Below are 17,034 nucleotides of genomic sequence, written 5' to 3'. Positions count from 1 at the left end.
CTGCTCCCTCAAGTCAATCGGCGATTGCGCCAGGCCAGGCCGGCCAGGCCGGCGGATAGCGCCTCCAGCCCATAGGCGGCGTTGACTGCGCAAAACTCCGCCAGCATATCCTGCGGCAGGGCGGCGCGTCCATGCATGGCGCCCGCGATCGCGCCCGCCATGGTGGCGATCGAGTCGGTGTCGTTGCCGCAGGATGCCGCCAGCGCGATGGTGCGCAGCGGATCGGCGTCGGCATAGGCCAGGATCGCCAGCGCGCTCGGCACCGATTCGGCGGCCAGCACCGAGTTGCCGACCTCGCCCTCGAGCCGCTCCAGGAACCCACGGTCGTCGCCCCTGGCGCGGGCCACCCGCGCGATGTCGAGCGCCATGCGGGTGCGCGCCAGGAAATTTGGGCCGGCCGCCAGCCGCGCGTGCCGGCGCGCCAGCGTTTCGCCATGGGCGCCACCGGCCAGCGCGGCCTCGATCACCTCGGACAGCACGGCGCCATCGACCGCCGCTGCGGTGGCGGCCGCGATCGCGCAGGCGGCCGAGACGGCGACCTCGGTGTCGTGCGACGGCAGGCAGGTGGCCAGCGCCTGGCCGCAGGCCGCCAGCGGATCGCCCGGATGCAGCAGGCCGGCCGGCGCCACCCGCATCGCGGCGCCGTTGGTGGTGCCGACGGTCGTCATCTTGCGGCGCGAACCACCGATCGTGCCCACCGCCCCGGTGTCGCGGCCTTCGCGCAGGGCTTGCACGATGCCGGCGGTGCTGGGACCCATGAAACCGGCCTTGGGACTGTGCGCGGCCCAGTCGAGCAGGCAGGCGATCCAGCCCGCTTCGTCGAGGGCGCCGCCGGCACGCAGCAGGGCCTGGGCCAGGTAGTACATCTGGCTGGCGTCGTCGGTGACCTCGGCGCGCAGGCCGCCATTGGCGCCGGCGAAGGTGTCGGGCGGCGGATCCACGAAGCGCGCGACCAGGCCGCCATGGGCGGCGAAGATCTCGGAGATGGTCCATTGCTCGGTCGGCGCGCCGAGGGCGTCGCCCATGCCGGCCAGCGCCAGCGAGGCGAAGATCCGGTCTTGCAGTCGTTCGGGTGTCACGCGTGGGTTCTCTTTCATGAAAGTGGTTGCTTGCGGCGCCGGCACCATCCCGGCAAGGCCAGCGCGGCGATCGTGAGCGCCGGTGGCAGCATCGCCAGCAGTTGCGGCGCCACCTCGAGCGCGCCGAGGCGGGTGGCGACGACGCCGGCCGCACCGAACAGCAAGGCGGCGCCGCAGGTGCCGGCCAGGCTGCGCTGGCCGACGAACACGGCGGCCAGCGCCAGGAAGCCGCGCCCGGCGCTCATATCGGCCTGGAACAGGGTCAGGTAGCCCATGCTCAGGTAGACGCCGCCCACGCCCGCCAGCAGACCGCTGCCCAGCAGCGCCATGTAGTGCATGCGGCGCACCGGAATGCCGGCGGCGTGGGCCGCAGCCGGGTTTTCACCGGCCGCGCGCAGCCAGGCGCCCAGGCGCGTATGGCACAGGAACAGCCAGGCGGCGCCGGCCAGCAGCGGCGCGCCCAGCATCAGCACGTGGTGGCCGCGCCCGCCCTCGCCATTGAGCAGCAGGTCGAGCAGCGGCCAGCCGGCCAGGCCGGGAATGCGCAGCGACGGCAATGCAGGGGTGGCAAATGCCGCGGTCGAGCCCTTGTCGCCCACCAGTTCGGCCAGCAGGAACACGGTGAGGCCGGCCGCCAGCAGGTTGAGGGCGATGCCGGCAACGATCAGGTCGGCCCCGCATTCCAGGTGCAGCACCGCCAGCACCGCCGCCAGCAGCAGCGCCGCCAGCAGGCCGGCCAGCAGGCCCCACCACGGCAGCAGCATCGGCGGCAGGCCGGGCGGCGGGTGGATAGCGGCGATCACGCCAGTAAAGGCGGCCACCAGCATCAGCCCTTCCAGCGCGACGTTGATCTTGCCGCCCAGTTCGGACAGCAGGCCGCCCAATGCCGCGTACAGGATCGGGGTGGCCGCGCGCAGTAGCGCGAGCAGCGCCAGTACGGCGAGTTCAGGTGTCATGGCGCCTCCCGCGGCCTGGCCGCCACGGCCAGCGTTCGGCCATCACTAGCACGATCACCAGCGCCTGCAGCACCAGCGCGATCTCGCGCGAGACGTCGGTGCCGCGCTCCATGGCCTGGCCGCCGGCGCGCAACCAGGCATAGAAGAAGGCAGCGCCCAGGATCGCGCGCGGCTGGTGGCGCGCCAACAGGGCCACCAGCAAACCCTCGAAGCCCAGGCCCGGCGCCAGGTCGACCGGCAAGCGCTTGAGCACGGCGTGGCCGATATGAAAGCCCGCCAGCCCGGCCAGCATGCCGCCGAGCGCCATCGATAGCACCGTCGCGCGCCCCACGGGTAATCCCGCCTGCAGGGCGAAGGCCGGGGCGGCGCCGGTGACGCGGATCTCGTAGCCCAGGGTCGTGCGGCCCAGCAGCAGCGCCACGGCCGCCACCACCAGTGGTGCCGCCAGCAGCATCCAGCTCACGCCGGTATGCGCGATCAACGGCGTCAATGCCGCCTCGGGCGGGAGGAAAGGCGTGGCCGGAAAGCCGGCGCCGGGATCGCGCAGCCAGCGCGTGATCGCCAGCCGGTAGAACTCGATCGCGACCAGGTTGAGCATCAGGCTGACCACCATCTCGTTGGCGCCGCAGCGCCATTTGAGCACACCGGTGACGCCGCCCCAGGCGCCGCCGGCCAGCATCGCCGCGCCGCAGGCCAGCGGCAGCGCCAGCCAGGCCGGCCCAGGCCAGCACAGCGCGGCGACGCTCGCGGCCAGCGCACCAAGGAATAGCTGGCCGTCGGCGCCCAGCGCGAACTGGCGCGCCCGGAACGGGATCGCGACCGCCAGGCCGAGCAGCGTCAGGTTGACCGTGTCTTCCAGCACCGTGCCGAAGCGCACCAGCCGGTGCCAGTGCCAGCCGCCGTCGGGCGCCTGGCGCAATTCCGGCAAGGCGCCGGTAAGCAGGATCAGCCAGGCGCGCAGCGGCTCGTCGCTGACGCAGGCGATCAGCAGCAGGCCGGCCAGCAGCGCGACGCATACCGCCCCGACAGTGCGACGCGATTGCGACGGCAGGAGGAAGTCGGCAATCCGTTTCATGCGGCCTCCGGGGCGAATGGGGCGAATGGGGAGTCCATGCAGGCGGCGGCATCCGGCTGGCGCTGGGCGCCGGTCATGTAAGCGCCCAGCGACGGCGGATCCTGCTCATGGCCGCGGAAATGGCCGACGATGCGGCCACGGAACATCACCGCGATGCGGTCCGACAGTTCGAGGATCTCGTCGAGGTCGGCCGACACCAGCACGATTGCCGCGCCGCCGTCGCGCAGGGCCAGCAAGCGTTCGCGCAGGAAGCGCGCGGCGCCGATGTCGACGCCGCGGGTCGGCTGGCAGGCCACCAGCACGCGCGGCTGCGTCGCCAGCGCGCGCGCCAGCACGATCTTCTGCATATTGCCGCCCGAGAGCGCGCCGATCGGCTGCCCCGGTCCCGCCGCCGCAACCCGGTAATCGGCGATCATGGCGCGCGCCGCGGCATCGATCGCAGCGCGCCGCAGCCAGCCATGGCGCGACAACGGCGCCCTGCGATAGGTCGAGGCGATCGCGTTCTCGGCGATGCTCAGGGTCGGCGCCACGCCATCTCGCAGGCGGTCTTCCGGCACCAGCGCGGCCCCATGCAGCGCCGCCAGCGTGCGCGCCAGCAGGCCCTGGCCATTGCCCTCGACTCCGGCGATGCCAAGGATCTCGCCGGCCGCGACGTCGAGATCGACGCCGTCCAGACATTCGGCGCTGCCGCTGGCGTGCGCCAGACCGCGTACCCGCAACAGCACCGCGCCGCGCACTGCCGGCGCCGGACGCGCCGCCGGCGGCAGCGGACGGCCGACGATCTGCGCGGCCAGGCCGGCGGCGCTGGCATCCTGCGAACGGCCGCCGCCCACCACCCGTCCGCCGCGCAGCACGGTATAGCGGTCGGCCACTTCCAGCACGTCGGCGATCTTGTGGGTGATCAGCAGGACGCTCATGCCGGCGTCGGCCAGCGCGCGCAGCGCACCGTAGAGCGAGGCCGCTTCATGGGGACTGAGCACCGCGCCCGGTTCGTCCAGCAACAGCAGGTCGGCGCCGCGGTACAGGGCCTTGAGGATTTCGACGCGCTGCTGTCCACCCAGCGACAGGGTCGAGGCCAGCGCCATTGGATCGGCCGCCAGGCCATAGCGCTGCGCCAGCGCCTCGACCGCGCGCGCCGCCGCGCCGTGGCGCAGCCATCCCCAGCGGCTCGGCTCCGCGCCCAGCACCACATTGCGCGCCACCGAGAACGACGGCACCAGCTGCACGTGCTGCGGCACCAGGCCGATGCCGGCCGCGATGGCGTCGGCCGGCGCATCCAGGCGCGCCGCGCGGCCGTCGAGCAGGAGCGTGCCCGCCGTCGGCTGCTCCAGCCCGTACAACATCTTGACCAGGGTCGACTTGCCGGCGCCATTCTCGCCGATCAGCGCGTGGATCTCGCCGCGCGCGACGCGCAGGTCGATCGCATCGTTGGCCAGCACGCCGTTCGCATAGCGCTTGCCGATCCCGCGCAATTCCAGCCGCGCCGCCGGGCCGCTCATGGCGCATCGCCAGTAAAGGCGCTGGGCACGCGCAAGCGGCCGGCGACGATGGCGGCGCGCTGCCGTTCGAGCTGCGCCGCCAGCGCCGGCGGCAGCGCATCCATGACCTTCGACCCCGGCGCCAGGCGCACACCGCCCTCGGCCAGTCCGAGCGACTCCAGGCTGCCATACGGCAGCCTGCCGTCCAGCGCCAGCCCCAGCGCGCGCACCAGGCCGACGTCGACTTCCTTCATCACCGAGGTGACGATGGCGGCCGCGCGCGCCGGCTGCCGCTCGCGGTACAGCGCGGCCTGGTCGAGGTCGACGCCGATCGCGTAGCGCCCTGCTTCCTCGGCCGCCTCGTTCACGCCCTGGCCGGTGGCCCCGGCCGCGTGGAACACGATGCCGGCGCCGCGCGCGTACTGCAGGCGGGCGATCTCCTTGCCGGCGGCCGGATCGGAAAACGCGTTCGCATACTGCACCTGCACGGCGATGCCGGGAGCCGCCGCGCGGGCGCCCGCCGTGAAACCGACGATGAAATCCTCGATCACCGGCAACTGCATCCCGCCGACCACGCCCAGACCGGCGCCGGGCTGGTCGCGGACCAGGCCGGCCGCCAGAAAGCCGGCGAGATAAGCGCCCTCGTTCTGGCGAAAGCGCATCGAATACACGTTCGGACAGGCGCAGCGCGCATGGTCGACGCTGGCGTCGAACAGGATGAAGCGCAGCGCCGGATAGCGCCGCGCCAGGTCTTCGATCGCCGGCGCCATGGTGAAGGTGCCGGCCACGATCACGTCGTGCTCTCCGCTGTCGGCCAGGTCGGCCAGCGCGGCCTGCCAGCGGGTCGGGTCGACGCCGCCCTCCACTACCCGCGCGCGCAGCGGCAGGCTGGCCGCGGCCTGGCGCACGCCGCGCGCGGCGGCGTCGAAGAACGACTTGTCGCCCAGCGTGCCGTTGACGAACAGGGCCACGCGCAGACGCGCATCGCCGGCGGCCGGCTGGCCGAGGCGATGCGCGAGCGCGTTCAGGCCGGCCAGGCAGGCGAGCAGCAGCAGCGCCCTCGCCGCCATGGCCGCCAGCCGCCTGCAAACTGCGCGCAGTCCTGTCATCGGGCCGGGCTCAGAAGCGACCGCGCAGGGTCAGGTACATCGCGCGCGGGCTGCCCAGGAAGTAGCGGCCCGAGGTCAGGGGATTGGAGGTGGTCAGCTCCGAACCCAGGCCGCCCAGGTAGCGCTTGTCGAACAGGTTGTCGACGTTGAACGACAGTTCGGCATTGCGCAGCCAGGCCAGGCCGAGCTGCGGCGAATAACGCGCCGACAGCCCCACCAGCGTATAGGCCGGCATGTACTCGCGCGGATAGAAGACCGGGCCGCCGTTGTTGAGGGTGTTGCGCACGTCGCCGTAGGTGCCGGCCGCCTCGCCCGTGTACTTGGCGTTGGCCGCCAGGCGCCAGGCGCCCGCCGGTTTCCAGACCGCCTCGACGAACGCCGTATGTTTGGCGGCGCCCAGCACCGGGTCGCCGGCGCGGATGCCTTCGAACGGGGTGTCGTCGGCGTATTTGGCCCGGTTGTGGGCATAGTTCGCGTATAGCTCGTAGCGCGTGCCGGCCAGGCGCCCGCTCAGTTCCACGCCGCGCGAGCTGATCCCGCCCTGGTTGATGAAGCTGGTGGTGGCGTCGCGCTCGAAGATGTCGCCGTTCGGATTGCCGTTCTGGGTCGAGATGCGGTCGCGGAAGTCGATATCGTAGACGGTGATGGCGAAGCCGGCGCCGTCCTTCTGCCAGCGCAGGCCGATGTCCTTGTTGACCGATGTCTCCGGCTCGATGCCTTTTTTCGCATCGATCGCCGCCGAGCCTTCGAATACCGAATCGGGGATCGCGCTGAAATTCTTCGAGCCGCTGGCAAACACTTCCAGCTCGTCGCTGATGCGGTACAGGGCCGCCAGCTTCGGCAGCAGGCCCGAGGACACCTCCAGCGAACGCTCGCCGGCGAATTCGACCGCTGAATTGTACGAGGCGCGGAAGCGCTGGTAAGTGGCGCCGACGTCGAGTTCGAGGCGGCCGTCCAGCAGCGTCATCTTGTCCTGGATGTAGGCCATCGCCGTGTTCTGGGTGTAGTGGCGGTCCTGGGTGATCGAATACAGGTCGCCCTCGTCGTAGGCCGAGCCGACGGTCGGGTCGCTGGCGCCGAACCAGTTGCGGATCTTCTTGCGGCGGGTGTGCTCGTACCAGCCGCCCAGGCGCAGGCGGTGGCCGTCGGCGATGGTGTACGACACTTCGCCCAGCGCGCCACGGCGGTTGATGCTGTTGTCGCTGCGGCGGGTGGTGGCTTCGCGCTCGCCCCAGGCGTCCTGCGGGTTCATCGCATAGTTGGCGGCCGCCGGGCAGCCGGCCGCGCGCAGCGAGGCGGCCGTCACGCCCGCCGGCAGGGTGCCGGCCGCGACCGGGATCAGGGCGCCGCCGGCGTCGCGCCGGTACTGGTTGGCATAGCATTCCTGGACGGTGGCGGTCGGACGGCCACCGGGCGCGACGGCGCTGAACACCTTGCCGTTGGCCGGCAGCGCGCGGTACGGCACGTAGAACCAGCCATTGCCCTCCTGGGTGTGGATATAGGGCTTGAGGACCAACTTGCCGTTGCCGCCGAAGCGCTGGGTCCAGTCGACGTGCGCCAGGATGTCCTTGCTGTTGATGCCGCGCGTGCTGCGGTTGTTCTGGTCGATGGCCGGATTGCCGGTCCAGCGGTCGAGCAGGCCGTCGGTGTCGGGGTCGATCTCGAACACCGCCTTGTAGCCGGTGCCGACCACCGAGCGCAGGGCCACGGCGTCGTAGTCGTTGTCATGGAAATCGTTGGAGCTGACGGTGGCGCGCAGGCTGGAGCCGCCGCCCAGGTCCTGCATCACGCGCACGCTGGCGTTGCGGCGGTGGTTGGCGCCGGATTCCTCGCCCGGCCAGGTATTCACGCTCGACTGCGACAGGCTGAGATAGGCGCTGGTGCCGGCCGCCGACTTGCCGGTCTCGATGCGCGCGTAGCCGCGCTTGTAGCCGTAGTTGCCGCCAGTGAGTTCGATCTCGGCGCCGGCTTCCTTGCCCGGATCGCGCGTCTGGAAATTGATATAGCCGCCCAGCGCCTGGTCGGACGGGGTGCCGAGATCGCCCGCGGTCTGGCTGGCGTCGATGCGCACCAGGTTGGCGCTGTCCAGCAGGCGCGTGGGCATGGTGCCGCCGTTCGACAGCGTGGAACCGTTCGGGACGCCGTCCACCGAGATGCCGATCTGCTCCTTGTTCAGGCCGCGCATGCCGAGGCGCATCGAGAACGAACCGGTGAGCGCGTCGCTCGAACCCACCTGCAGGCCGGGTACCCGGGCCAGCAGCTTGAGCGGATCCAGGCCAGCCGGCTGGGCCTGGATGGTTTCGACGTCGATCACGCTGTTGGCGCGCGTCTCGCCCTTGCCCAGCAGCTTGCCGGTGACTTCGACCAGCGTCACCGGCGACTGGGCCGTCGTCTCCGCCTGCGCCTCCTGCGCCATCGCGCTATTCCACTGCAGCAGCGCGAGTGATACCGCTGCCGATAAGCCCACATGCTTGTACACGATTATTCCCCTTGTTTTTGGATGACCGAAGCGGCTGCGCCGCGCAATGCTCTCCTGGTCCCGCTTATCTTTATTTTCGAGAAAGAATACACTGGTACGTACCACTACTCAACAAGGTTTTTGTGAAATGGGCAAATAAATCGCATGACGCAACAGGAGGAAAAAATAGTGCCGGATCGGGGTCGCTCGTCATCAGCACGTCACAATTGGTACGTACCTATAATTGAATAAAGCAAAGGCGTCGCCGGGCGCCCGAGGGTGGCGCGTGGTACGATGCCGGGTTCGAAAAAGGTAGAACAATGGGACAAGCAATCGACGACAAGCGCGGCGCCGGCGACGCGCCGCTGTACCGGCAGCTGGCGGCCACCCTGCAGCAGGAGCTGGAGAGCGGCCGCTACCCGGCCAATGCGCCGCTGCCGGCCGAACGCGAACTGGCGGCCACGTTCAATATGAGCCGCGACACGGTGCGCAAGGCAATCCGCCTGCTCGAGGAGCAAGGCGTGGTGTACAGCGACCATGGCCGCGGCACCTTCGCCGCGCCCGAAGCGGTGCGCCAGATGTCGCGCTTCCTCGACAGCTTCAGCGACGACGCCCTCAAGCGCGGCGGCATTCCCGGGCAGCGCATCCTGGCGCTGGAGCCGGTGACGGCGGACATGGCGCTGGCAAGCCTGCTGCAGATCGAGGCTGGCGCCCCGCTGGTGCGCCTGCGCCGCCTGCGCCTGCTGAACGGGACGGCGGTCGGCCTCCAGGATTCCTTCCTCAACCTGCCGGAAGGGGCCTTCCTGCGCCGCCAGCAACTCGAGGCCAAGGGTTCGCTTTATCGCCTGCTGGTCGAAGACCTGGGCGTGCGCCCGTCGGAATGCCTGGAGAGCCTGAGCGCGGTGACGGCGCAGACGGAAGAAAGCGCCCTGCTCGGCGTGGTGGAGGGCAGTCCGCTGCTGGCCTGCGAACGCATCACCCTGTCGGACCGGCGCCAGCCGATCGAGTACTGCGAGATGCGCTACGTGCCGAGCTATCGCTACAAGACGCGGATCAACAAATGGAGCCTGGGCTGACGCATCGAAGCCCAGGCAGGTGAGCCGCTATCGGCGCGGCTCGGCGAACACCGGATAGGTCCACTGCGCGCGATCCAGGTACGGCGAGCGCGCCAGCCACCAGCGCAGGCGCGCCTGCGGATCGGCCGCCAATGCGGCATCCTGGGCCAGCGCGGCCTGGAACTGCACGCGAAGTTCCGGGCTGGCTTCCATCATGCGGTCGGCCAATGGCGCCAGCAGGTGGCGCGCCATCCGCGATTCCAGCGGCAGCGCCGCGTCGTAGCGGCCGTGGGCCAGGAAGGAATCGTCGCTTTCCGGTTCCAGCAAGGCGGCGGCCAGCAGGTGGAAAGGCTGGTCCGCAGGGATCCGCACCGACCCCGCCGGCAAGCTCACTTCCCTGATCGTGCGGCGCATCCCGGCGCGCTCCCTGCCCGACACCATCTGCACCGCTTCGAGCGTGATGGAGCGCGGCGCGTCCAGCACTTCCATGCGGATGCCGTGCGTGCGCAACGCCGCGATCAGGTCCTGGTCGTGCGCTCCGATCCACCAGGCGCGCGGCAGGCTGACCTCTTTCATCGACCGGACGCCGAACACCGGCATGGCGATCGTCGCCGGCTCGCCGGTCCAGCGCAGCTCCCTGGCGCCCGATGCCGGCGACGCATAGGAGTCGTAGCGGATACCCTTGAACTGCCGGGTCGCGAGCGGCGCCACTTCGCGCTCCCAGCGCACCATCAGCCTATCCGGTCGCGCCGCGCGGTCCTGCGCCTTGGCCCCGGCGATGCGCGCGCCTTCGCGCCCGACCGTCTTCAGGGATTGCTCGAGGAAGACGTAGGTGCCGAGCACGCGGCGCTTGTACGGCTTCATGGTGTGGTTCTCGACCAGCACCGTCGGGATGCCGACGAAGTCGCCGTAGCCGGTCGAGTAGCGCGGACCTTCGGCGCTGATGCGCAGGCCCCGCTCGGGCGTGTTCTCGTCGACCCAGCTCGGGTAGACGGCCGGCACGTGGCCCTGGCTGGCCAGCGCGGCATCGACGTCGCCCGTGTAGGTGGTCATCAGCCAATCGGCCGTCGCGCGCGAGCGCGCATAGGTGCCCCAGCCGGGGAAGGCATACGTGACGTCGTACTGGTAGTCGATGCCGTCGCTGACGTGCAGGTCGACGTAGAGGGCGGGATCGAATTGCTGCAGCAGCTTGACGACGGCGGCGATCTCGGGCGACTGCAGGCGCGCGTAATCGCGGTTCAGATCCAGTCCCTGGGCGCTGGTGCGGCTGCCCTTCGTGTGCGGGCCGCGCTGGTGCGGCCGGCCGAGCGCACTCGCGTTTTCGTGGGCATCCACGTTCAGGATCGGGATGAAGACCAGGTCGACCTTGTCCAGCAAGTCGTCGCGTCCGCGCACGGCGATATCGCGCAGCAGCATCAGGCCCGCATCCTTGCCGTCGATCTCGCCGGCGTGGATGCCTGCCTGCACCATCACCACCGGCTTGCCCGTGCCAGGTTTTTTGGCGTGCACGTAGAACAGCTCGCGGCCTTGGTAGCTCTTGCCGAAACCATGCAGGGATATCAGGTCGGATGCGGCGTCCAGCGCGCGCAGGTAGGTCATGGTGTCGGCATATGACGGCGACTCGCGGAAATCCGATTTCTCGGCCACCGTGGCCCAGCGGTTGCCGGCAGGCACGATCAGGCGCTCGCTCTTGCCGTTCCAGGCTGGCGCGGCGGGAAGCACGTCGAGGGGCGCTGCGGCAAATGCGGCTGTACAGGTGAAGAGGAAAAGAAGCGAGATGGCTGGACGTCGGAAATTCTTGAGCAAAACGGTACCTTCATGCAGGGTGAGCGATGACGGCAAGATGCCGCCGCTATTGATAATGATAGATCAATATCGAACAATCTGCAGTGAAGTCCCGAAATGAAAAAAGCCACCTTGCGGTGGCTTTTTTCATGCTGCTTGGCGGAGAGGGTGGGATTCGAACCCACGGTACGGTCGCCCGTACGCCTGATTTCGAGTCAGGTACATTCGACCACTCTGCCACCTCTCCTGAATCGGTGTTGCGTGGTCGCGTAAGCGAGGCCGCATTATAGCGGACGCCTAATGTAAACTGCAAGGCACACGTGCCAGGTAAATTTTTACGCCGGCGGACCGTTCAGCCGCAAACTCCAGTCCTCGACCTGCCCGCTCGCCAGGCGCCGCTCGAAGGTCGTGCGCCAGCGCGGCACCAGGGGCTCCAGCGTCGACGCAGCCAGCCACTCGTCGCGCAAGCCAGGCGCCTGGACATCGTCCGGGAACATGGCCGCGATCGCGCGCGCCAGCGGCCAGTCGGGACATGGCCGGTCGACCAGTTCGAACGCATCGCCCGCCGCCAGCCAGCCTTCGCGCAGCACGCGATAATACCAGCCCGTGTAGCCGCTGGCCTGCAGCGCCAGCGCCGCATCGCGCCGCCCGAAACGCAGGTTCACGCGAAAGCACGGCTGCCGCCCCTGCGACACCTGCACCAGCGTTTCACCGACGCGGAACACGTCACCCACGTGCACCTCGCGTTCGCTCATGCCGGTCGTGGATACGTTCTCGCCAAAGGCGCCGGCGGCATACGGCACCGGGCTGTCCGGATACCAGTCGCGCCAGTGCGGGTAATGCTCGGCGGCGTAATGGTGCAGCGCTTTCTCGGGACCGCCGTGGTAGACGCGATCTCCCTGCTCGTCGCCTTCGAGGCCGTTCAATCCCAGCCACAAGGCGCCCTGGCGCGCCTGCTTGCCGATGCCGCTCAAGACCTCGGGTGTGCCGGCCGCATTGATTGGACGCGCATGGCCGGTCAGCAGCGCGTCGATCGGGCTCGCTTGAAATGAACTCATGGTTTTCCTCGTCAGGCGAAGATGGCCCAGTTGCGCTGCTGGATGACAGGATCGGTCGGCTCGTGCTCCGCGCAATCGATGCGCAGGAAGGAAATCGGCAGCGGCGCGCCCACCAGCGCGCAGTGGTGCGGCACCTCGGCGCCCGGGTATTTATTGGCCTCGAAGTGGCGGCACGACAGGCAGGCGCGCAGTTCGGGAAAGCGGTCGGTCTTCTGCAGTTCGGCGATCAGCTTGAACAGGCCGGTGAGCATCTGCACCTGCTGGCTTGACGCCAGCCGCGACGCAGCATTGTCGGCGAACGACAGCGCGTGGCCCAGGCGCTCGGCCACCCGCTCGCCGTCGGGCGTGAGGTGCAGCGCGGTGGCGCGGCCATCGTCCTCGGCGCGCGCCTTGCGCACCAGGCCCTTGCCCACCAGCGCGGCGACCGAATCGCTGGCGCTGGCCGCCGAGATCGACAACTGCTTGGCCAGCCACGACAGGCGCACGCCGCGCGTGCGGTGCTGCAGCAGATGCAGTATCTCGGCCTGGGCCGGATTGAGGCCTTCGCTGGTCGAGACTTCCCACATGCCGGCACGCAGCACGGTCGCGATGCGGCCGATGGCGGTGACGATGCGGGCGGAGACGTCGGGCGTGCTGTCCCAGGGGGTTTCGGGTTGGATGTCCATGTGCTTCAGGATAGCAAAGCACGCGGGTTTGTCAAGGAGTCCTAATTAGAGATTCACCCCGTGCAGCAGATCCAGGCGCCGCACGAAGTCGCGCAGCACGATCCGGTACAGTTCGTCGCCCAGCACGCTGTCCTCGGCGCCGGCATCGATGTTCGGATTGTCGTTCACCTCGATCACCACCGGCCCGCGCGGCGTCATCTTCATGTCCACGCCATACAGGCCGTCGCCGATCAGGTTGGCCGCCCGCAACGCGTAGTCCAGCAACTCGGGCGGCGCCTCGCCCAGCGGCACGGCGGCCGCCATGCCGAATTCAGCCTTGCCGCTGGCGTCGCGCTTGGCGACCTGCCAGTGGCCTTTCGACATGAAGTATTTGCTGGCGAAGATGGCTTGCCGGTTCAGCACCCCGATGCGCCAGTCGAAATCGGTGTACAGGTATTCCTGCACCAGGATCAGCGCCGACTGCCGCAGCAGTTCCTGCGCCACGCGCCGGAATTCATCCGCATTCGCCACCTTCACGACGCCGCGCGAAAAGGCGCCGTCCGGGATTTTGAGCACCATCGGATAGGCGATCCTGGCCTCGATGGTAGCCAGCGCGCCGGCATCGGCCTTTTGCAGGGTCAAGGTCAGCGGCGTGGGGATGCCGTGCCGGCGCAGCAGGTCGGCCAGATAGACCTTGTTGGTGCAGCGCAGGATCGAGGATGGATCGTCGATCACCGCCAGTCCCTCGCTTTCGGCCTTCTTCGCGAACAGATAGGTGTGGTGGTTGATGGCGGTGGTCTCGCGGATGAACAAGGCGTCGAATTCGGCCAGGCGCGAGAAATCCTGGCGTGAAACCGGCGCGACCTCGACGCCCAGTTCGCGGCCCACGGCGGCAAAGCGCGCCAGTGCGCCCGGATTGCTCGGCGCCAGCTCCTCGTGCGCGTCATGCAGCATGGCGATCCGATAGCGGTAGCGGCGTACGACCGGCGCGCGTTGCGGCAAACCCTCCCAGGCCCCCGCCAGTGCGACGCAGGCGCTGCGTTCCGTGTCGCCCAGGCTGCCGGCGCCCTGCATCCGGATCGCGACGATGTGCCATGCGTCGCCGCGTGCGAAGTCGACCCGCAGCAGCGGCGCCGGAAAGGTGTCGAAGATGCTGCGCGCCAGGGCGGCCAGCGGCGTGTAGTCGGTCGTGCCGAAACGAATATCGAGCGAGAACGCGACCGGCATCGGCACGCCGCCGGCGCCGCCGAGCGCCTCGTTCAGCGCGCGGTCGAGTTCACCCGTGTCGAGCGTATAGATCGCCTTGCGCGACAGGTCGTTGATGGTCTTCACGGACGGCAGCACCTGCTGCCCCCTGGCCTGCGCCATCAGCGAGCAGTAGTAGCCGACCGACAGGTATTTGTAGCTGCCGCACAGGTTGATCACCAGGGCGCCCTGGTCGGATTCGCACGCCGCCAGGAAGTCGTCGGCCTCGATCACGGTGCAATCGGTGTCGGGCGCGCGCCAGTCGCGGGCGTGGTCGACGACGAGCAGGCGGCGCGTTCGCGGCTCAGGATCGGAAGAAATCGTGGAAAGCGTGGTCATGGTGGCGATGCCGGAGTTGGGTTGGTCGCCACTCTACCGGCGCGGCCATAAAGACCGTATAAAGAACTGCCACCCTCTTGGCAAGCAGGTGTAAACGCCCTGCTTCACGCTGTCCAGTCCTGGCGCAAGAGCGCCCACAGATCGACGTCGCGGGTCGCGCCGCCGACGCGCCAGCGCGCATGCAGGCGTCCTTCGCGGCGAAAACCGAGGCGGGCCAGCAGCGACTGCGACGCGAAGTTATGCGGCGTCACCTCGGCCTCGATGCGCTCCAGTCCCAGCGTGCCGATGCCATGTCCCAGCAGGGCCTGCAACGCCTCGCGCGCCATGCCCTTCCCCCAGTACGGCGCGGCCAGCAGGTAGCCGAGCGCGGCGCGCCGGTGGTCGGGGGCGATATCGTACAGCGCGCAGCTGCCGGCCAGATGGCCCTCTGGCCGCGCCTCGATCGCGAGGTGGAGCGCGCACCCGTTGGCCAGGTCGCGCTGCGCCTCGTCGATCGCCGCCTGCGCCTGGGCCAGCGCGGTCCAGGGCGGGTGGATCCAGTGGCGCATCACTTCGGCATCGGCATACAGCGCCAGCAGCTCAGGCGCATCGCCAGGGCGCAGTGCCCGCAGGCGCAGGCGCTCGGTGGAAAGCACATTGAAAAGAAGGTCGGACATGACAGCTCCTGGAGTGATCGGGGACCGGCACCTTATCCCGACACGGCCGATGGCGTCAGCGCACGTTTACACGGCATTGATATCCGCCCCCCTGTCTTTTTCCCGGTTTTTACGGCCGTCTCGCTACGCTTATGGTCATCGAACCTGCACTGGAGGCCATCATGATCATCGCCATCGTCAACCAGCACGGCAATCCCGACCGCAGCGTCATCGCGCGCAATCTCGCGGTGCTGCGCGCGCGCAGCGGGCGCCGGGTGTGCCTGATGCATACCTCACGCGACGATGGCTGGGGCGCCGAGCGCGGCGCAGCGGCGGTGCGTCCCTGGATCGACACGCGCCAGGTGGGCAGCCGCGCGGTCAAGACGCGGCTGGCCGCCCTGCGCCCGCTGTTCAACGACATCCTGGTCGACGCCGGCGCGCGCGACACCGAGGAGTGCCGTTGCGTGCTGGCCTCGGCGCGGCTGGTGGTGGTGCCGGTGCGCGGCGCCGAGATCGACCTCGATTGCCAGTACCGGCTGCTGGCGCGACTGAACGCGGCGCGCGCCTTCAATCCCGGCATGCGGGTGCTGTTCGTCGCGGTGTGCGGCGCCGACGGTCCCCGCATGGAAGAACGCGCGGCCGTGCTGGCACACGTGGCGCGTGTGCACGACGCCAGCCTGGCCAACGTCGTCCTGCACCAGCCGGCCGCGCATGACTATGGTCCCGGACGCTGCGTGAGCGACGCCGAGACCTGCGACCCCGAGTCCGCCGGCGAGATGCACGCGCTGTACGACGAGGTGTACGCCACCTTGCCGAAGCTGTCGACATTGCCGGTGGCGCAGCTCGGCGCGGCCCATGCATTATGGGGATGAAGGCCAACCCTATCCGGCGCGCCACCCTGGACGATGTCGCGGCGCTGGTCGGCATCGAGGACGCCTGCTTTCCCGGCAACCGGCTCGACCGGCGGCGCTTTCGCTACCTGCTCGCCAGCGCGCACGGCGCCCTGCTGGTCGACGCCCGCAACGACACCTTCTTGCGCGGCTACGTCCTGCTGCTGTTTCGCGCCAACTCGACGATCGCGCGCTTGTATTCGATCGCGACCCACCCCGAGCACCTGGGCCGGGGCGTCGGCGCGAGGCTGGTCGATGCCGCCGAACGGCAGGCGCGCGCACACGGCTACACCTGCCTGCGGCTCGAGATCCGCGCCGACAATGCGGCCTCGCTGGCGCTGTTTCGCGGCCGCGGCTACCGCGAATTCGGCCGCCAGGCCGCCTATTACCACGACGGCATGGATGCGCTGCGCCTGCAAAAACCGCTGGCGCCGCGCATCCATGCCAACGGCCTTACTGGTTGACCATGCCCGGCAGGCTCAGGTTACCGGAGGCGACCTTGAACACGTCGGCCACGCAGACCAGCGGATTGTGCACGCTCTCGTTGATGCGCAGCGCCGCGGTCACGCCGTCGAAGCCGGCGTTGTCGAGCACCGTGATGTCGTCGAACGGCACCTTCACTTCGAGCGTGTCGCCCTTGAAGACCGGGCTGTAGGCCGGGCTGTCGATCAGGATCGGGAGGCCCGGCCAGGTCTTGGGCAGCTTCGGCTTGGCGCCTTCCGGGATGTCGACGATCTTGAGCGCGTCCTTGCCGCAGGCGGCGTCCTTGGTCAGCACCACCCAGTGCGAGTGCCACAGGTCGCCGTCGTTATCGAGCTTGCCGTCGCCGTTTTCGTCGTACAGCGGAGTGTCGTCGAAATCCGGGTGTGAGGTGACGGCGAAGGCCAGGATGCCGGCGCCGCGCTCGAAGCCCACGGTCGACGGATCCATCGTGGTCGGCCACACGTACGAAAACACCTTGCTGCCGGCCAGCTTGCCGGTCTTGGCTGGCTTGGAGGCGCCGGCCTTGCCCGACACCGACACGTGGAAGGTCGCGATATTGCCTTCGGTCGCGATCTTGGTGTGGTGGATGTCGAACGGCGCTTTCACCGCCTTGGCGGGCGCACTCTTGATGCCACCCTTGTGTGCACCCTGGTGGGCATGGGCGCCGAGCATGGTCAGCGACAGGGCCGCGGCGATGGTGGTCTGGATCAGTTTCATATCAGGTTCTCTTTCTTGTTTTGCGAGT

At 69.2% G+C, this 17,034-nt stretch carries 15 protein-coding genes and 1 tRNA gene; 3 read left to right on the top strand and 13 right to left on the bottom strand.

The window, feature by feature from the left end; translation table 11 throughout:
• Positions 1–8: 8 nt before the first annotated feature.
• From AC3A6F_RS21990 to AC3A6F_RS21965, 6 genes are read right to left on the bottom strand one after another with little or no spacing between them, the layout of a single operon-like run.
• The gene (locus AC3A6F_RS21990) at positions 9–1,097 is read right to left on the bottom strand and encodes an ADP-ribosylglycohydrolase family protein (protein WP_487684961.1); all 1,089 of its coding nucleotides are present in this window, start codon (positions 1,095–1,097) and stop codon (positions 9–11) included.
• On the bottom strand, positions 1,094–2,035 hold the full coding sequence (locus tag AC3A6F_RS21985; RefSeq protein ID WP_487684959.1) for an ABC transporter permease: 942 nt from the start codon (positions 2,033–2,035) through the stop codon (positions 1,094–1,096). The genes AC3A6F_RS21990 and AC3A6F_RS21985 overlap by 4 nt, the downstream gene beginning before the upstream one ends.
• Positions 2,025–3,110 (bottom strand): ABC transporter permease, encoded by a 1,086-nt coding sequence (locus AC3A6F_RS21980; RefSeq protein ID WP_487684956.1) that lies wholly within the window; start codon positions 3,108–3,110, stop codon positions 2,025–2,027. The genes AC3A6F_RS21985 and AC3A6F_RS21980 overlap by 11 nt, the downstream gene beginning before the upstream one ends.
• On the bottom strand, positions 3,107–4,609 hold the full coding sequence (locus tag AC3A6F_RS21975; protein ID WP_487684953.1) for an ABC transporter ATP-binding protein: 1,503 nt from the start codon (positions 4,607–4,609) through the stop codon (positions 3,107–3,109). Before AC3A6F_RS21975 ends, AC3A6F_RS21980 begins: the two co-directional genes overlap by 4 nt.
• Entirely contained in the window at positions 4,606–5,658 is a 1,053-nt protein-coding gene (locus AC3A6F_RS21970) for a BMP family lipoprotein (protein WP_487684949.1), read from the bottom strand. The genes AC3A6F_RS21975 and AC3A6F_RS21970 overlap by 4 nt, the downstream gene beginning before the upstream one ends.
• A 49-nt stretch (positions 5,659–5,707) precedes the next feature.
• Positions 5,708–8,176 carry a TonB-dependent receptor gene (locus AC3A6F_RS21965; RefSeq protein WP_487684946.1) on the bottom strand — a complete coding sequence of 823 codons (2,469 nt, stop codon included), beginning with the start codon at positions 8,174–8,176 and terminating at the stop codon, positions 5,708–5,710.
• A gap of 299 nt (positions 8,177–8,475) precedes the next feature.
• On the opposite strand from AC3A6F_RS21965, the gene AC3A6F_RS21960 reads away from it, so the two are divergent.
• Positions 8,476–9,231, top strand: a complete 756-nt coding sequence (locus AC3A6F_RS21960; protein WP_487684943.1) for a GntR family transcriptional regulator — start codon at positions 8,476–8,478, stop codon at positions 9,229–9,231.
• Positions 9,232–9,258: 27 nt separating this feature from the next.
• On the opposite strand, the gene AC3A6F_RS21955 is transcribed toward AC3A6F_RS21960, so the two are convergent.
• The 6 genes from AC3A6F_RS21955 to AC3A6F_RS21930 all read right to left on the bottom strand — a co-directional run bounded on the left by AC3A6F_RS21955 (position 9,259) and on the right by AC3A6F_RS21930 (position 14,937).
• Positions 9,259–10,932: a M14 family metallopeptidase gene (locus AC3A6F_RS21955; RefSeq protein WP_487684940.1), complete on the bottom strand. Its 1,674-nt coding sequence runs from the start codon at positions 10,930–10,932 to the stop codon at positions 9,259–9,261.
• Positions 10,933–11,152: 220 nt separating this feature from the next.
• A tRNA-Ser gene (locus AC3A6F_RS21950) sits at positions 11,153–11,242 on the bottom strand.
• Positions 11,243–11,330: 88 nt separating this feature from the next.
• Positions 11,331–12,053: an MOSC domain-containing protein gene (locus AC3A6F_RS21945; protein ID WP_487684937.1), complete on the bottom strand. Its 723-nt coding sequence runs from the start codon at positions 12,051–12,053 to the stop codon at positions 11,331–11,333.
• A gap of 11 nt (positions 12,054–12,064) precedes the next feature.
• A complete protein-coding gene (locus AC3A6F_RS21940) occupies positions 12,065–12,718 on the bottom strand; it encodes a MarR family winged helix-turn-helix transcriptional regulator (protein WP_487684934.1) in 654 nt (217 codons plus the stop codon).
• Positions 12,719–12,763: 45 nt separating this feature from the next.
• Positions 12,764–14,281 (bottom strand): RimK family ATP-grasp domain-containing protein, encoded by a 1,518-nt coding sequence (locus AC3A6F_RS21935; protein ID WP_487684931.1) that lies wholly within the window; start codon positions 14,279–14,281, stop codon positions 12,764–12,766.
• A 104-nt stretch (positions 14,282–14,385) separates the two neighbouring features.
• A complete protein-coding gene (locus AC3A6F_RS21930; protein ID WP_487684928.1) occupies positions 14,386–14,937 on the bottom strand; it encodes a GNAT family N-acetyltransferase in 552 nt (183 codons plus the stop codon).
• A gap of 161 nt (positions 14,938–15,098) precedes the next feature.
• Here AC3A6F_RS21930 and AC3A6F_RS21925 point away from each other — a divergent pair, with 161 nt between their 5' ends.
• Together AC3A6F_RS21925 and AC3A6F_RS21920 are read left to right on the top strand one after the other, a co-directional pair.
• Positions 15,099–15,788 (top strand): hypothetical protein, encoded by a 690-nt coding sequence (locus AC3A6F_RS21925; protein WP_487684925.1) that lies wholly within the window; start codon positions 15,099–15,101, stop codon positions 15,786–15,788.
• Complete coding sequence (locus AC3A6F_RS21920; protein ID WP_487684922.1) at positions 15,785–16,270, top strand: GNAT family N-acetyltransferase; 486 nt, start codon at positions 15,785–15,787, stop codon at positions 16,268–16,270. The genes AC3A6F_RS21925 and AC3A6F_RS21920 overlap by 4 nt, the downstream gene beginning before the upstream one ends.
• Here the strand turns inward: AC3A6F_RS21920 and AC3A6F_RS21915 are convergent.
• Entirely contained in the window at positions 16,260–17,006 is a 747-nt protein-coding gene (locus tag AC3A6F_RS21915) for a hypothetical protein (RefSeq protein ID WP_487684920.1), read from the bottom strand. The genes AC3A6F_RS21920 and AC3A6F_RS21915 overlap by 11 nt on opposite strands.
• Positions 17,007–17,034 lie beyond the last annotated feature (28 nt).

The organism is Massilia sp. Soil_C_3, from assembly GCF_057657035.1.
Note: the sequence above shows the minus strand (reverse complement) of the source record. Positions and strands in the feature narration are given on the sequence as shown.

Bases quoted from the DNA above. Each gene is read 5' to 3' on its own strand.
- AC3A6F_RS21990 (WP_487684961.1), bottom strand. From the start codon at position 1,097: ATGAAAGAGAACCCACGCGTGACACCCGAACGACTGCAAGACCGGATC.
- AC3A6F_RS21985 (WP_487684959.1), bottom strand. From the start codon at position 2,035: ATGACACCTGAACTCGCCGTACTGGCGCTGCTCGCGCTACTGCGCGCG.
- AC3A6F_RS21980 (WP_487684956.1), bottom strand. From the start codon at position 3,110: ATGAAACGGATTGCCGACTTCCTCCTGCCGTCGCAATCGCGTCGCACT.
- AC3A6F_RS21975 (WP_487684953.1), bottom strand. From the start codon at position 4,609: ATGAGCGGCCCGGCGGCGCGGCTGGAATTGCGCGGGATCGGCAAGCGC.
- AC3A6F_RS21970 (WP_487684949.1), bottom strand. From the start codon at position 5,658: ATGGCGGCGAGGGCGCTGCTGCTGCTCGCCTGCCTGGCCGGCCTGAAC.
- AC3A6F_RS21960 (WP_487684943.1), top strand. From the start codon at position 8,476: ATGGGACAAGCAATCGACGACAAGCGCGGCGCCGGCGACGCGCCGCTG.
- AC3A6F_RS21945 (WP_487684937.1), bottom strand. From the start codon at position 12,053: ATGAGTTCATTTCAAGCGAGCCCGATCGACGCGCTGCTGACCGGCCAT.
- AC3A6F_RS21940 (WP_487684934.1), bottom strand. From the start codon at position 12,718: ATGGACATCCAACCCGAAACCCCCTGGGACAGCACGCCCGACGTCTCC.
- AC3A6F_RS21935 (WP_487684931.1), bottom strand. From the start codon at position 14,281: ATGACCACGCTTTCCACGATTTCTTCCGATCCTGAGCCGCGAACGCGC.
- AC3A6F_RS21930 (WP_487684928.1), bottom strand. From the start codon at position 14,937: ATGTCCGACCTTCTTTTCAATGTGCTTTCCACCGAGCGCCTGCGCCTG.
- AC3A6F_RS21925 (WP_487684925.1), top strand. From the start codon at position 15,099: ATGATCATCGCCATCGTCAACCAGCACGGCAATCCCGACCGCAGCGTC.
- AC3A6F_RS21920 (WP_487684922.1), top strand. From the start codon at position 15,785: ATGAAGGCCAACCCTATCCGGCGCGCCACCCTGGACGATGTCGCGGCG.
- AC3A6F_RS21915 (WP_487684920.1), bottom strand. From the start codon at position 17,006: ATGAAACTGATCCAGACCACCATCGCCGCGGCCCTGTCGCTGACCATG.